The organism is Pseudoalteromonas sp. EB27 (genome assembly GCF_001974875.1).
Lineage (GTDB): Bacteria > Pseudomonadota > Gammaproteobacteria > Enterobacterales > Alteromonadaceae > Pseudoalteromonas.
Genome location: NZ_MTQD01000003.1, coordinates 261,033 through 277,193, shown reverse-complemented (window position 1 = coordinate 277,193; position 16,161 = coordinate 261,033). Strand labels below are relative to the sequence as shown.

Below are 16,161 nucleotides of genomic sequence, written 5' to 3'. Positions count from 1 at the left end.
AATGAACAGCTGCGATTTAGCGTGGCAGTTTGAAGAGGCAGGCTCACCCCTGCTTCTATCTTCAATTACGCCACCTTTAAACATAAACGAAAATGAAATTGTTGTTTTAAATAAAGCAATGGGTATAAACCCTGTTGATTGGAAATTTATAAAAGCCAATCCACTAGCTTGGCCGCCCGGTTTTACACCCGGTGTGGATGGCGCTGGAATTGTTATTCAAACAGGCGTTAGCGTACCTAGAGAGTTTATAGGCAGCTCGGTTTGCTATCACCAATCGCTGCTTTTACCCGGCAGTTTTGCAACATACACAGTCTTAAAATTTCAACGAGTGATGAGACTCCCCGAAAGCTTCTCTTTATCTAAGGCTGCAAGCTTACCGTGCCCTATGCTCACAGCAATACAGGCATTTAATAAAGTGCCAAGCATGCAAAATAAAAAGGTGTTGGTTTCTGGCTTTGGTGCAGTTACTAAAATCCTTATACAAATGCTTCATAAAAATGGCGTTAAAATCGATTTACTCAGCCCAAGCGCGAATAAAACGGAGGCCTTATCGCTTGGTGTAAATAAAGTACTGAGGGAGCAAAGCCAATGCCAGCAACAATACCGCGCCGTATTCGATGCTAAAGGTAAACAAAGTGCTACTAAATTTGCAAGCTATCTTAAAGCTAACGGCCACTTAGTCTGTATTCAAGATAGAATTGAGGAACCGCTGTTCCCTGCATTTACCAACTCAATCTCGTATCATGAAGTTGCTCTTGGCGCGTTGCACAACTATGGCGATGAGCAAGACTGGGCTGAACTCATAAAAGAGGGAGAGGCATTAATTAACCAGTTAGATAACCAAACCCTAATCACTGATACACCTAAAGTATTTCCATTTGAAAAACTTAATGAAGCACTTACTTTTAGTGAGCAATCAAAAGCTAAAACCGTAGTTACTGGCAGTGGAACTTAATACTAACACTACACAGAAAATCACCAGCCTCTCATGGGGCGGGTGATTTGGCTCTGTCATAAGCTGTGATATCAAATTGAACTGATGCACTCTAGCTGGACACCCTTATCTTAGAAAATTTTCATACTCTATGGGTAACTGATTCTTATAAGCAGAGCAACTTTTAATAAGCAATCATATTTCAAGCTGCCATAAAACCTTTAACAACTGCGTTAAGCGAACGTGTCCCATAACATGCTTGCTCAAATAGAATTGCGTCAACAGCTTATGATATTGCTTACTCATACTGAGAACCCTAACGAGATGAAATTAACCCATACATTTAGCACTGCCTTGTATCTTTATGCCATCCAAGTAGGTGAACCAATGTTTAATGGCATTAAATCAAGTGGCGTATTTTTATCATGGCGCTTACTCCAAAGTTCTGCGATACATCATTTATCACCCAAACCTATAAACTCCCTCGCCCATATGCCATAATCTAAATAATTCATTATTTTAGTAACTTGGCGCGCATTTAGGCGTTTTTAAGTTAACTACTCAGGGTTATCAGCATGGCATATCAAGAGCAAAATCAAGCAACAATCTATTGGCACGACTATGAGACCTGGGGGGCGAGCCCTCAAAAGGATAAGCCGAGCCAGTTTGCGGGTATTCGTACCGATCTTGATTTAAATATTATTGGCGAGCCGCTTATTGAATATTGTAAGCCGCAAGCGGATTACTTACCTCACCCTGAGGCGTGTTTAATTACGGGTATTACGCCACAAGTGGCGATGAAAAAAGGCTTGGTTGAAGCTGAGTTTATAGCAAAAATTCATGCCGAATTTAGCGTGCCAAACACTTGTGTTGCGGGTTACAACAGTATTCGGTTTGATGACGAAGTAAGCCGTTATAGCTTTTACCGTAACTTTTACGACCCGTACGAGCGCGAATACAAAAATAACAATAGCCGCTGGGATATTATTGATTTAGTACGCGCTTGTTACGCGCTGCGCCCTGAAGGCATTGAATGGCCGTTAAAAGAAGATGGCAGCCCAAGCTTTAAGCTAGAGCATTTAACGGTAGCCAATGGTATTGAACACGCCGCTGCGCACGATGCGCTAAGCGACGTAACCGCCACTATTGCACTGGCTAAACTAATAAAAGAAAAACAGCCAAAGCTGTATAACTTCTTTTTTGGTTTGCGTGGCAAAAAAGCGCTCGCTGAATTGGTTGATGTTTTTAACATGACGCCGCTGGTGCATACCACGTCGCGCATACCTGCAACACAAGGCTGTACAAGCTGGGTTGCACCAATGAGTTTTCATCCGGTTAATAAAAACGCGGTTATTTGTTTTGATTTAACCCAAAACCCGCAAGTACTCATTGATTTAAACGTAGAAGAGTTACGCAAACGTTTATACACCAAACGTGTAGATTTAGCCGAGGACGATTTACCTGTTGGCTTAAAACTAGTGCATTTAAACAAGTGCCCTATTTTAGCCCCAGCTAAAACATTATTGCCTGAAAACGCCGCCCGCCTTGGGATTGACCGCGAGCAGTGCTTAGCTAATTTAGCTATTTTAAAAGCCAATACCGACCTTCGCGATAAAGTAACCGAAGTGTTTAACGAGCAAGGCGATTACAGCGCAACCACTAACGTTGACTACTTACTTTACGATGGGTTTACAAGCCATGCCGATAAAGCTAAGTTTGCGATTATTCGTGATGCAAAACCCGATGAATTAGCTGGATTGAAGTTAGACTTTGAAGATAAAAAATTCAATACGTTATTGTTTAGGTACCGCGCCCGTAACTGGCCTGAAACGCTAAACCAGCAAGAGCTTGACCAATGGCGCCAGTATTGCCAAAACAAGTTAATGCATGGGGAAGATCAACCGTCGATTAACGCGCAAGATTTTATGATCACCCTTGAAAACCTAGCGCATGAACATGACGACAGCGAAAAAAATCTTACAATTTTAAAGGCGCTGTATAACTACGCACAAAGCATGTAATTTTGTTTGTATAACGCATTAAAAACGCGACACTTTAGCAATAAAGTGTCGCGTTTTTTGTTTATAAATATCTGTACCACTACACACAAAGCAAAACCTATTTCACAAAGAGAAGCGAATGAGGAGTAAATGAGCAAACATAAAACCAACAATAATCTTTTTTATCTATCACTGCCTCTAAAAGCACAGCGACTCATAACCTCTTTGTGAATAAATTACTTTACGGGCTTTGCCCGTCACGCAAGCAAGCTTGCCGTCCACATCGACATACACAACGTAAACGTTATTTTTTATGCAGTGCTTCAATGCGTGCTAGTAAGCTTGAGGTGTCGTATCTACCGCCGCCAAGTGCTTGTACGTCGGCGTAGTATTGATCGACCGTTGCGGTCATTGGTAAAGTAGCGCCGTTATTTTTAGCTTCATCGAGCGCAATGCCTAAATCTTTACGCATCCAATCTACGGCAAAACCAAACTCATATTCACCCGCCCACATTGTTTTGTGGCGGTTTTCCATTTGCCACGAACCGGCTGCACCTTTAGAAATGGTTTCTATAACTTTTTCACCATCAAGCCCAGCTTGCTTGGCAAAATGTAAGCCTTCGGCTAAACCTTGCACTGCGCCAGCAATACAAATTTGATTGACCATTTTACAAAGTTGTCCCGAGCCAACGCCGCCTAGTAATTGGCTAAAACGACTAAATGCCGCCATAACTGGCTGCACTTTAGCAAATACAGCTTCACTACCACCCGCCATAACTGTTAATACGCCGTTTTCGGCGCCAGCTTGCCCGCCCGATACAGGCGCATCTATAAAGTCGATATTTTGCAGAGCCGCTTTTGCAGCCACTTCGCGGGCTACTTCGGCAGAGGTTGTGGTGTGATCAACCAAAACAGTGTGCGGTAACATGCCCGCTAACACGCCATCGTCGCCATACACTACGGAGCGTAAATCATCATCGTTACCAACACACATAAATACGATGTCGGCATTGCTGGCAGCTTCGCGCGGGGTTGATGCAAAGCTTCCTGAATGTTCTGCAGTCCATGCTTTTGCTTTAGCTTGAGTGCGGTTATAAACGCATACGCTGTGCCCTGCTTTTGCTAAATGCCCCGCCATTGGGTAACCCATTACGCCTAAACCTATAAATGCGACTTTCATTGACATAAAAATGACCTATTAAACTGATAACTTAGAAACTAGACCTCGATTATGTCAATCGGTCGATAAAAAAGCGAATGAAAGTCTTTATAAAATTTCCTTAGCGGGAAAGGTAAGTAGGTAACCTATGGACAGTATTTATCAATTTAATGCACCACTTTACAACAGCGAAAATTTTTCTCTTAGCCAGTTACAGGGCAAAACCGTCCTTATTGTTAATACAGCGAGTAAGTGTAATTTTTCGGTGCAATTAAACGCACTCGAAAAGCTCTATCAGCAATACAAAGGCAATGGTTTTACTGTGCTTGCGTTTCCGTGTAACCAGTTTGGCCAAAATGAGCCGCTCGATAATTTAGCCATAAAAGACTTTTACCAAGATCAATTTAATATCTCGTTTGAGGTATTTGGCAAGGTAATGGTAAATGGGCCAGAAACACACCCGTTGTTTAATTATTTAAAATCGCATACGCGGGGTATTTCGCAAAATCGTGCTATTAAGTGGAATTTCACTAAGTTTTTAATTAATTCACAAGGGCAACTTGTTGCGCGTTATGCACCGCGAACTAAGCCCGAAACACTTATACAAGTAATAGAAAGCAACCTACTGCAAGCCGCAAAGTTAAACGCTGCTAAAGGTGGTAAAAAAGTATCGTCAAAAATACCTTTGTTTACCCCAAGTAAGGCTCCGCTTAAGGCTTAATTTAAATCAATAAAATGCGTTTTACTTAGGCGCTTACTTGTAAAGTAGTTTAATGTATTAAAGGTTAACTACCCTACAAATACTTAAGCGTCGAGGCTATTACCATGAACATTGCTTTTTTTAGTACTCAAAAGTACGAACTGCCTTTTTTTGAACAAAGTACACGCGATTACAGCGCTATAAAAATAACGTATTTTGAGCAAGCCCTGAGCGAACAAACGGCTATTTTAGCAAGCGGGTTTGATGCCATATGTGTTTTTGTTAACGATACTGTAAATACCGCCGTTATTGAGCAACTGGCAAGCCAAGGCACAAATACTATTTTGCTGCGTTGTGCAGGGTTTAATAACGTTGATTTACCTGCAGCAAAAGCACACAAAATTAAAGTATTACGCGTCCCTGCCTATAGCCCAGAAGCCGTAGCTGAGCATTGTATAGCCCTTATGCTAACACTTAGCCGCAAAACGCATAAAGCGTATAACCGTGTACGCGAAGACAACTTTGATTTAAACGGATTACTAGGTTTTAACTTGCACAACAAAACCGTGGGTATTGTAGGTTGCGGTAAAATTGGCCTTGCGCTGTGCAGCATTTTAAATGGCTTTGGCGCTAAAGTATTAGTGTGCGACCCATACGCGCAACCTGGCAATTATACAATTACCGATATAGACACCTTACTTAGCCAAAGCGATGTGATCTCTTTGCATTGCCCACTGAACGAGCAAACTCATCATTTAATAAATGATGAGGCATTTAGTAAAATGAAAACCGGCGTTATGCTCATTAACACTTCTCGCGGTGCATTGCTTGATAGTAACGCGTGTATTAGCGCGCTTAAAACTAAAAAGCTAGGTTACCTGGGGCTTGACGTTTACGAGCAAGAGTCGGAGCTATTTTTTAAAAACCACAGCGACGAAATAAATCAAGACGATATATTCTCGCGCTTAGTGAGCTTTAAAAACGCATTAATAACGGGGCATCAGGGATTTTTTACGCAAGAAGCACTTACCGAAATAGCAAACACAACCGTATTTAACGCGCTTGAAGTAAGTGAAGGTAGGCCTCTAACTAATGAGGTTTTATAAAGACCTAAGCTATACCTAGATAACAGGCACAAAAAAAGCGAATAAGGTGAGCCCTATTCGCTTTTTTTGTTTAAAAATTCACTTTAAATAGAGCTTAACCAAACGCAACATTTGCAAATACCAAGGTCATTAATATTGGGCAAACAAAACGAATATACTGAGCAAACCAGTAATGTACACCGGTTGTTGCTTGGTGTAATTTATTACCACGCTGCCACATCCACCCTACTGTAATAAAGTAAAACAAGCCCATAAGCGGCAATTGGTATTGAGTAAATAGCATAATAACTAAGCCAAATAACCAATCAAAATTTAATATAATTGCGCTTGCACACACAAGTACAACGGCGCTTACTGCCCATGTTGCTTTGCTGCGGCTAACGTTGTGATTTTCGACTAAAAACGCTACCGGAATTTCGGTGGTCGATATAGTTGACGTAACCGATGCGATAGACATTAATACAAAAAACAATAAACCAACTAATAAACCAATTTCGCCCATGGTGCTAAATAGCGCAGGTAAAATAGCAAAAATAAGCTGCCCTTCGCCAATCAGTTTACCACCACTAAATACTTCTACACCGTTGTGCTGCGCTACATAAATCGCGGGGATAATAAGTAAACCCGCTAAAAACGCGACACTGGTATCGAGTAAGGCAACACCTGCAGTGAGCTTTGGTAAATTAGCATCTGGCTGTAAGTACGATCCGTAGATCATCATACAACCCACACCTAACGAGAGCGAAAAGAACGCTTGCCCCATTGCGGCAATAATTAAGTTAGGATCGAGTATTTGGCTAAAATCAGGAATTAAATACGCGGCAAAACCTTCGCTTGCGCCATCGAGTGTTGCGATGTAGGCAATTAAACCAACAAGCAATACGAGTAGCAGTGGCATTAAACGGCGCGACCAGGTTTCGATTCCCGATTTAACACCTTTTAAAATAATACTGGCAGTTAAAATAAGCATAAGCGGCGTAAATACAAAATTACGAAGCACTGAGTCGCTATGTAAAAATTCGCTTGCGCCTGTGAAACCTAAAAAGGTTGTTATGGGTTCAATAGCGTATGAGAGCATCCACCCTGCTACTATTGAGTAAAAACTTAGCATAACAACCGCGCCCGCAAGACCAATATAACCTGCTGTTGCGCCTACTTTGCGGTTAGTGCTTTGCCATGCATCGCCCAATGCTTTTACCGGATTAGCTTGTGCTTTGTGGCCTAAATAAAGTTCGGTATACAGCGCAGGGAGCGCAAGTAAAAATATAACAATAAAGTAAACCAGTAAAAATGCACCGCCGCCATGGTTGGCCGCTTGCGTAGGAAAACCCCAAATATTACCTAAACCCACTGCTGCGCCAGCAGCGGCTAAAACAAAACCAAGTCGGCTTTGAAACCCATCACGCACTTGTGCCATACATCTACAAATCTGTTATTATTTTGATTATTGTGAATTAAACCATATTTCATGCCAGCTGAGTAATAAAATTGTACCCAGCCTTTATTAGGGGCGTTAACCGCTCACAATATCAGCGACTTCTTTTGCTTTAGGGCTTTTATGACTGAACACTATTTTAAAAACGCCTTGAGTATTACTTCAACTCAATTTGCAAATTTGCCTTTAGCTAGTAACAGTATTTTATTATTTAATGCTAAAACACTTGAGCTTAGTGACTTTAATTTGCCCGATTGCTTAAGCCTGTTTGAGTTAGCCATTATAAACCGCCGCAAAAGCCCGCAAGCTAAGCAAGAGTATTTAGCTACGCGGTTATTGTTAAAGCACCTTATTAAAATAACGCAGCCGCAACATGCGCTCGTAGCCCTTAATAAAATGAGTACAGAATTTGACGAGGCAAGCTCAAAGCTGCAAATACACGTAAGTGATGACGTTATTAATACCTGTATCTCGCACTCGCATGGTTTAGTTGGGGTTGCGCTTAACCTTGGTAAAAGTGAGTTTGGTTTTGATATTGAAAAAGTAAGCTTAAAGCGCCCATTTGAAAAGCTCGCTAAGCATTTTTATCATAATGATGAAATTACACTTATTACAATGCCCACTAATACCCAAGCCCAAGCGGATACGTTTTTTAGAATTTGGACATTAAAAGAGTCACTTGCTAAAGCCACCAGCCGCCCTATTGCAAAACTACTTAGCCCCAATGTGTTTGACGAATTACATAGTGCAAAGCTAAGTGCTAGCAGTAATAGCGTTACTGTAGCTGATAGCAGTGGCAGTAATGTTTGTTTTGATATAAGTGTGGTGCATAAAAAAAGCACCGACTGGCGATGCTTTTTATTAACTGATTTTGTTAAGTGGCTTTATTAGGTAACTTTAATAAATCGCTTTCCTGAATAAGCGCGATTTACGCAGCAAAATCGTTTTCTAATAAACGACTATGAATAGATTGTACTACGTTATCTGACTCAGTTTGCTCTACTAAAAAGCACAGGTTGTGCTTACTAGCACCGTGACAAATTAATCGAATGTTAAAGTCTTTTAGTACACTCATTAAGTTCATTTCGTGTTGGCGTAATTGAATCTCAGAGCCAATAAGTGCTACCAGTGTTAAATTGTTTTCTACCGACACATGGCAAAACTCTGCAAGCTTATCTAGGCATTCTTGGTCAAGCTCTGGACGCGAGGCGTTTTGCGCGTTATCAAGTGTTATAGCTACGCTAATTTCAGATGTAGTTACCAAATCTACCGATATATTGTATTCACTTAATAGTGTAAATACGCGTGCTAAAAAGCCACTAGCGAGTAGCATTTCTGGGCTTTTAAGCGTAAGCAATATTTGGTTTTTACGTTGCGTTACTGCGCGTATGCCTGGTTGCTGCGATTTTTCGCGCTCAATCCATGTACCGCCACGCTCTGGCTCGCGGCTAGAACCTACAAACACGTTAATGTGGCTGCGGCTTGCTGGTAAAATAGTCGCTGGGTGCAATACTTTTGCGCCAAAGGTCGCCATTTCGGCGGCTTCGTCAAAGCTTAAACGTGCAATAGGCGTCGCTTTTGCGCACAAACGCGGGTCGGTGCTAAAAATGCCCACTACGTCGGTCCAAATATGCACGCTTTTAGCGTTAATTGCTTCAGCTAAAAGTGCAGCGCTATAGTCAGAACCACCACGTCCAAGCGTTGTTGTTTGGCCGTATTCGTCACTGCCAATAAAGCCCTGAGTAACAATTACTTGCTCATCTAATAACGGGATTAAGAATTCTTTAGCAGCTTGCGCTGTGGCCGCAACATTAGGCGTTGCTTTACCAAATTGGCTGTCAGTTTTAAGCACCTTGCGTACATCAAAGCGATCGGCGTTTAAGCCATTTAAACGCAGCACCTGAGCAAACAAATACGACGATAAACGCTCACCAAAGCTAAGTAGCTCGTCGTGTTGCTGATCGGTAGTTAGTGACTCTTGAGCCAATGTTTGAAATGCTTTTAGGGTTTCGTTAAAGCCAACCGCTAAATCGGCATCAAGCGATAACTCATCTAAAATAGTTTGTTGAATAGTAAGCACGCCGTTTATGTGTTCTTGGCGCTCACTTGGGGTAATACTTGATTTACACAGTGCAACTAAATGGTTAGTTACGCCGGCACTAGCGCTCACGGCAACAATACGTACGCTTTTATCTGCAACAATAATTTCGCTACAGCGACTCATCGCTTCGAAGTTTGCAACACTGGTTCCGCCAAATTTGGCAACGATGTAATCTGATTTTGCGCTTAACTCTGTTTGTGGCACTGTTTGTGGCGCTGATTGGGTAGTCATTTAGTCTCCTTTCGCGGTATCCAAACCGCAATAAAACAAGAAGAACTTGGCAAAGGAATGCTTGAAGATAAGTCCACTGCCAGAAGCTCTCCACCTATATTGGTGACAGTTTTGAGGATTCAGCCCCATAAACCGAAAAACAATGACGACGTACCATTATTTTCCTCGGCGAGTACTTCCCTCCTTAATGATCATTGGCTTTCGTCGCCTAACATTAAGTACCTAAGTATCGCACCTCTTCTGAATGCTTTATTAACCAGTGGCTAATAAAACAAAACCCCGCTAAGTAGCGGGGTTTGAAAGTTATCGTTTAGACGTCTAGCTGTCAAGCGTTTTAATAATTAATAACACTTAAATTAGATAAAACTGCCCATGTAATACGAGCCAGCATAACCTACGGTGTAGCAAATTAATAAATGCAGAGATAAACGCAAGTAGCTCATAAATGTAAGCGCTTTAACTTTGCTCATGGCAATAATGCCCGCAGCCGACCCAATGATAAGCATTGAACCGCCCACGCCCGTGGCATACGTAAACGACAACCAATGTTGTTGGCTCATTACTATATCGGCTTTTAATAAAGCAGCAGTAAGCGGTACGTTATCGACCCCTGCTGATAATATGCCCATTAAGTAGTTTGCGTACTCAGGTGCCATTACCGTATATAGGTCGGTAAATTTACTCAACATACCAATTTCTTTAAGTGCGCCTACAAGTAAAAGTACACCTACGAAAAACAATAACGTGTCGTATTCTATATCGCGAACAAAATCGATTATGTCTTTGTTAATGTCTTTTTTGCGCATTAAAAATTGCGCTACTAAAAACATGACTGATAAGCCAAACAAAAAGGTGAGTAAAGGCGGTACGCTGTAAATTACACTCAGCGTAAGTGTGCTAATTACAGTAGATAAAAATATAACAGCAATGGTAATGTCGGTTTTTTCAATGCGGGTTTTACCTGCACCAGCAAATTCAACACGCCCTTTCATACCGATAGACAGTAGCGCGGCTAGTAACATAACGCTTGTAAGTGCTGGCGCTATAAGCAGTAATAAATGAGCTATGGTTACTTTGCCATCTAAAAATATCATTAGCGTGGTTACGTCACCTGTTATTAGCGATACCCCACCTGAGTTAACCCCAAACACAATAAGCGTGGCATATTTAATAAGCTTTTTAGGTTCAAGTTTTAACGACATAACAACCGCAAGCGATATAAGCGTGGCTGTTACGTTGTCTGAAATCGACGAAAACAAAAATGCAAAACCACCCACCAAAAACATGAGCTTTTTTTCGCTAATACTTTTTGGCATAACGCGATGGACAATATTTTCTATAAACCCCTTTGAGTTTAAATACGCTACAAAGGTCATTGCAGCCATTAAAAATAACCATAACGAGGCAATTTCTAAAATATTTTCATTTAGGAGGTGTTGAATTGTATCGGGGCTTTGCCCGTGTAGAGGGTATATAAAAAGAAGAATCCAGCAAAGCGTACCAAAAAACAGCGTGGTTTTAGCTTTATTGACATGGATTATATCTTCTATAACGATCAGTAAAAATGCAATCGCTATCAGGGTTAGAATAATCGAGGAAACCATGGTAGTTAAACAACCTTTGATATAGTTTTAAAGAACACACAAATAACATTCCATTTCATGTGCCTATTTTCGGCGCGAATTTTAGCACCGCCTCTATGCAAAAACTATTATTAAATGGTCTTAAAAACGAATACTATATACAGACAAGGTTAATTAAAAATACGTAATAATGAGTCTTCTAAAAGAACTCAATAATAAAATACTAGGATGTTGTAACCCCTTATGATCCCAGCTAAAAAGCTGCTAAACACCATAACCGAACATTGGGGTGTATTAGAGCTATTATTTAAACGTTTTAAAATGGCTGACTTTAGCCTAAAAGACGTACAAAACGCGATTAAGCAAAAGCAGCCTACGTGGTCAAACGAACGTATTTATAAAGAAACAAATCGTTTGTTAAACCAAGATATTTTAATTCCACTGGCTAAATCCTCACAGCTTGAAATAAATCGTGCCATTGCCGATTTTGCTACTTTTTTACTGCAAGAAGAACATTTAGGCTTAGCGCAAGAAATTAGCGTATTAGTCGACGACCTTGCACGTTTAGGAAATCGCCTAGATAACGCTGGCGAAATAGAAGACTTTGACGACTTACGCCGCTACAGCCGTATTATGGATGATCGGGTGCGTAAAATAATGAAGCTCTATACGCACAACGAAAACGCTATTTTAAATATTGTTGAACAAGCTAAATCTAATAATGCAGTGCAATCGCTGCAAAAGCGTTATAAAGCGGTAATAGAAGCCTTTGACGAATACATAGAGCCCATGCTTGAAATGATTGATATTCGTGGTGAATTTCATGCGTGTTTTACCCTCATTGAAGAGCAAATAAGTAAGCAAATACTGCACATTGAGCGCTCAGGTAAAGCGTACAACGACAAACGTATGCTTGAGCAATTACGTACCCGTATACTCGAAATGCATTTAGTGGGTCGAGAAAGCTTACGTAAAAGTGCCGATATGCTTATGCCGCTGCGCGAAGAGTTACGCCGTAATAACTTAATTACTCGCCAAGCAGCTAAAGTACTCGGGCTTGTGCGTAAAAATGGCGTAGACAACATGCTAAGTGCGGTGCAGCCACATTTTGTGAGCGACGCGCAGCGATATTCACTTGGTCAGCAACGCCATATTGTGGCTTACATGGCAAGCTTGGTTGAATTTGAACACGAAGAATACCAATTGCCCGATCAACAAGACGTGCCTGCATTTGTTACGCCTAATATTCCTGACTACAACGATGTTAAAACCAGTTTTGCTAAGCGCTTTAATAAAAAACGCAAAAAGCCACAGCCCTTGCTGCAATTTTTAGACGAAAGCTACCCAGATCTCGATGCCGACGAAATGCTATTTTTGTATCAAAAATTAGTTAGCGACAGCGATATTAAAATAATTCAAAGTGATGAAAAAGCCCGCGTAAAAATTGCTGGTCAGCACTTTTCTTTATATCCATTTAATTCAGAGCCTCAGCCAGATCCAAAGGCAGGTAAATAAACCATGACACACATAAACTTAGACGAGCTAACCCATCTACAAGCCATAAATAAAAAATTAGTAGCGGGTTATCACATTTGCGAGCAAGACAACGTAATGTGGCAAGAGCTTGATCAACACATAGAAGACTACACCGCCCTATTTACCGCCCTAGGTAACGAGTTAAAACGCGACAGCCGTGGCTTTTATTATTTTGGTAGCGACGAGAGCACGCCAAATATGGGCAAAATATCTCGCGCTATCGCGCTTACCATTTACATTTTAATTGAGCACTACGCCAATACGGGTAAAGACCCAATGCGCGCATTGTTTGACGACGTAAACGATTTAGAGCTTATGCAAACGCTGGTGCAAATTAACAAACATCTGTTTGATCAGCTTGAGATATTTTCGGGATCGGACCTGCGCAAAGACGTATACCTGCGCATGGTGCGCTTAGGTTTAGCCCGTGAAGTAGAAGGCGGTTTTATGCTACAAGCGCCAATTCACCGCTACATAGATGCATTGATGGAAGTAAACGAAGAAACCTACGTTACAGAGGACGAGGAATGAAAAATCTATACGGACTAAGTAAACTCGCCCTACTTAACACCGCAGGCTATGCAAAATGTGTGATCCCACTTGATAAAAGCAGCTCTATTTGCGCGCCCAATAACACAGGTAAAAGCTCGGTTATTAACGCCTTGCAGTTTCCGCTTATTAACGATTTACGCTTAACAGAATGGGACGGACACGATTTAGATGAAACCCGTAAGTTTTATTTTTCATCCGATCAGTCGTACATTTTACTCGAAGCTAACTTGCCTCATGGCTCGGTAGTAATTGGTGTTGCAGGACTTGGTAAAATTGCCGGTTATGCGCATCAGTACTTTTGTTATCAAGGAAAGCTTGATTTAGAGCAGTACACGCAAGGTAAAACCATTATTAAATTTACCAAGCTGTTCAACCATTTAAAATCACTTAACTACAATCCTATTGAGTTAAAAGCACAAGAGCTAAACGCGCTATTGACTGGTGGCGCAACGCCTTTTGATGGCGACATAAACTTAAAAATGATCCCGCTTAATAATGTGCAAGACTCCTCTATTTATAAAGAAATATTTAGACGTATTCTTAACTTACATAAATTAGGCGCAAGCGACGTAAAACGCTTTATGCTACGCGTGTTTGAACGCCATATGTCAAACTCTAAGGTCGACTTTTATGAAGTATGGCGTCGCTCGTTTGATAAAGTAAACCGCTCAAAACGCGAATTAAAAGCCCTTGAGTCAATGCAAGAGCCTATAGCCGCGCTTGAATCAATGCTCGAAAACCAAACCGTGCTTAAAGGTAAATTAGCGGCGTACGCACCTAAAATTGACCAAGCACTGATTGATTTTGATACCTATCAAGAGTCGCAACTCACTGAGCTTGTAATCGCGCTTGAAGATATAGAGCACGAAAAACACGAGTTTGAGCAAAAGCAAAGCCTATACGTACAGCAATCGCGCGATATAGAGCGCAGACAAACTCAAATTGAGCAGTGGTTTTTAGATTACGATGCGCTTAAAAGCGAATTTGAACTAGTAAATAAAGCCACGCTTAAAACCAGCCTGACTCAGTTAAAGCAAGATTACGAGTCGCTTTCGCACTCTATAACCAGCGCACAAGGGCAAAGCCTACATACGCTTGACTACCGCATTAGCGAAACACAAAAACAAATTAAGAGTTTAAAGCTGCAACTTAAAAACCTTGAGTTTAATTTGTTTACCCGCATGCGCGAAGACCTCTCGTTAAAAGAAGTAGAAGAAATATCGCGCATTTTAAACCCAGATATTCTCTCGTTTGCGACCACCACCAATGGCGATATAACCATTGATGACGAAGAAGCATTTGGTGAGTTTTTATCGCTACTTAGCGAAAACGTTAAAGGCGGCGTACTAACGCTACCAGGAGCGAGTATTAAGCTTAAAAAGCTATCCCCTGTGCAAATGCAAAGTGGCGAAAATAAAGAGCAATTAACCGCTCAGCTCAGTGCACTTGAGCATTCACTTAAAGAGTTTAAGCAACAGCGCGATGTTGCTGCAAACGTTGCCGACAAACAAAAAGAAAAAGACGAATTATACGATGAGCTAATGAGCCTCGAGGGCGCCCTAAAACGCTTAGAGCAGTTTGAGGTAATGCAGCAGTCGATTGAAGCGCAAGCCATGCTAAAAGAGCAGTTATTAGCTGAGCGCGAACAAGTTGACGACTACCTGCAAGACATCCAAAAAAATAGTGGCTCAATTGCCGATCGCCGCTCGTTAATTAAGTCAAAACAAGAGCAAATTAATCGTCAAACTGAGCGTCTGCGCCAAGTTAAGAGCGAGCGAATTGATCACACGCTTGATTTATACAGCTGTAAAGTAACCCCGTATATGATTGATATTACAGTCGACTTTGATAACTTAAGCGACCTTGTTCATCATTTTAATAAAGACTGCCAAGAGCTTCGTAATTTTGACATAAACGTACGCAACACCTATTTACATGTATATAACGCGGGTATTACTAAATTCGACAATGAAAACGACGAGTTTACTAAATATCAAAAGCTAATAAGCGCCTTTCATAATATTGATAACGAACGCGATGCCGTTGAGCGCCAAGCGCGTGTTGCGCTTACCGAGGTTGCCGCAACGATTAAAGGCTTGCGAGAAGATTTAGACCGACTTCGCCGCGAAATGAATAGCTTTAATAAAGGCATAAGCCAGCACCGTATTTCAAACTTGCAAGCGTTTAAAATTAACGTAATACCGCGCAAAATGCTGGTTGATAGTATCGATACCATTATCAGCACGTCGCATCAGTTTGAACAAGGCGACACACTTGATTTACTTAGCCAAGAACCGTACAGCGAAAGCGCGGTAAACGAAGCGAAAGATCACTTAATTAAACTCGCCTCAGATAAAGCGGGCTTAACACTTACCGATTTATTTGATATTCGCTTTGAAGTGGTTAACCGCGCAGGTGAAACAGAGCACTTTGAAAAAATAGATTCGGCGGGGTCAAACGGCACACGTATTACGATTAAGTTATTGTGTGGCATGTTGTTTATTCGCTACTTATTAAGTGACCAAGAACAAAATCTATACCGTATACCTATTTATATAGATGAAGCGGCTGATATCGATCCACAAAATCAAAAAGCAATTATAGAAACCGCACTAAGCTTTGGTTTTGTGCCTATATTTGCCTCAGTTAAGCCACAAATAAGTTGTGACTACATTGTGCCGATTCGCTCGGTAAAAGACGGTGCACAAAACTGGGTAGATGAAAAAGATTGGATAGAAGTTGAACATTAAACATTTAATGACGACTAATTAACAGAGGTTAATTAGTCGTTCAGCCCTAACAATTAGACTAATATTTAGGACGT

The 16,161-nt window shown here is 41.1% G+C and carries 12 protein-coding genes and 1 riboswitch; of the genes, 8 read left to right on the top strand and 4 right to left on the bottom strand.

Going from position 1 to position 16,161, the window contains the following annotated elements:
- Window position 1 precedes the first annotated feature (1 nt).
- Complete coding sequence (locus tag BW142_RS05495) at window positions 2-955, top strand: alcohol dehydrogenase catalytic domain-containing protein (protein ID WP_076924176.1); 954 nt, start codon at window positions 2-4, stop codon at window positions 953-955.
- A gap of 554 nt (window positions 956-1,509) precedes the next feature.
- The gene (sbcB, locus tag BW142_RS05490; protein ID WP_007581911.1) at window positions 1,510-2,955 is read left to right on the top strand and encodes an exodeoxyribonuclease I; all 1,446 of its coding nucleotides are present in this window, start codon (window positions 1,510-1,512) and stop codon (window positions 2,953-2,955) included.
- A gap of 283 nt (window positions 2,956-3,238) precedes the next feature.
- Here sbcB and BW142_RS05485 read toward each other — a convergent pair whose 3' ends face one another.
- Window positions 3,239-4,120, bottom strand: a complete 882-nt coding sequence (locus BW142_RS05485) for an NAD(P)-dependent oxidoreductase (RefSeq protein ID WP_076924175.1) — start codon at window positions 4,118-4,120, stop codon at window positions 3,239-3,241.
- Between the two features lie 121 nt (window positions 4,121-4,241).
- On the opposite strand from BW142_RS05485, the gene BW142_RS05480 reads away from it, so the two are divergent.
- Together BW142_RS05480 and BW142_RS05475 are read left to right on the top strand one after the other, a co-directional pair.
- On the top strand, window positions 4,242-4,814 hold the full coding sequence (locus tag BW142_RS05480) for a glutathione peroxidase (protein WP_024599537.1): 573 nt from the start codon (window positions 4,242-4,244) through the stop codon (window positions 4,812-4,814).
- Between the two features lie 104 nt (window positions 4,815-4,918).
- Complete coding sequence (locus tag BW142_RS05475; protein ID WP_076924174.1) at window positions 4,919-5,899, top strand: 2-hydroxyacid dehydrogenase; 981 nt, start codon at window positions 4,919-4,921, stop codon at window positions 5,897-5,899.
- 94 nt (window positions 5,900-5,993) lie between these two features.
- On the opposite strand, the gene BW142_RS05470 is transcribed toward BW142_RS05475, so the two are convergent.
- Window positions 5,994-7,316: a sodium-dependent transporter gene (locus tag BW142_RS05470; RefSeq protein ID WP_076924173.1), complete on the bottom strand. Its 1,323-nt coding sequence runs from the start codon at window positions 7,314-7,316 to the stop codon at window positions 5,994-5,996.
- Between the two features lie 141 nt (window positions 7,317-7,457).
- On the opposite strand from BW142_RS05470, the gene BW142_RS05465 reads away from it, so the two are divergent.
- Window positions 7,458-8,225, top strand: a complete 768-nt coding sequence (locus BW142_RS05465) for a 4'-phosphopantetheinyl transferase superfamily protein (protein WP_076924172.1) — start codon at window positions 7,458-7,460, stop codon at window positions 8,223-8,225.
- Window positions 8,226-8,262: 37 nt separating this feature from the next.
- Here the strand turns inward: BW142_RS05465 and lysC are convergent, their stop codons facing one another.
- Window positions 8,263-9,666, bottom strand: coding sequence for a lysine-sensitive aspartokinase 3 (lysC, locus tag BW142_RS05460; protein ID WP_076924171.1), 1,404 nt, complete (start codon window positions 9,664-9,666; stop codon window positions 8,263-8,265).
- A gap of 75 nt (window positions 9,667-9,741) precedes the next feature.
- Window positions 9,742-9,914: riboswitch (Lysine riboswitch) on the bottom strand.
- 108 nt (window positions 9,915-10,022) lie between these two features.
- Complete coding sequence (gene nhaD / locus BW142_RS05455; RefSeq protein ID WP_076924170.1) at window positions 10,023-11,270, bottom strand: sodium:proton antiporter NhaD; 1,248 nt, start codon at window positions 11,268-11,270, stop codon at window positions 10,023-10,025.
- A 222-nt stretch (window positions 11,271-11,492) separates the two neighbouring features.
- On the opposite strand from nhaD, the gene BW142_RS05450 reads away from it, so the two are divergent.
- From BW142_RS05450 to BW142_RS05440, 3 genes are read left to right on the top strand one after another with little or no spacing between them, the layout of a single operon-like run.
- Window positions 11,493-12,764 carry a hypothetical protein gene (locus tag BW142_RS05450; protein WP_076924169.1) on the top strand — a complete coding sequence of 424 codons (1,272 nt, stop codon included), beginning with the start codon at window positions 11,493-11,495 and terminating at the stop codon, window positions 12,762-12,764.
- Window positions 12,765-12,767: 3 nt separating this feature from the next.
- A complete protein-coding gene (locus BW142_RS05445; RefSeq protein ID WP_076924168.1) occupies window positions 12,768-13,316 on the top strand; it encodes a hypothetical protein in 549 nt (182 codons plus the stop codon).
- The gene (locus BW142_RS05440; protein WP_076924167.1) at window positions 13,313-16,087 is read left to right on the top strand and encodes an ATPase; all 2,775 of its coding nucleotides are present in this window, start codon (window positions 13,313-13,315) and stop codon (window positions 16,085-16,087) included. The genes BW142_RS05445 and BW142_RS05440 overlap by 4 nt, the downstream gene beginning before the upstream one ends.
- The last annotated feature ends 74 nt before the right edge of the window (window positions 16,088-16,161 follow it).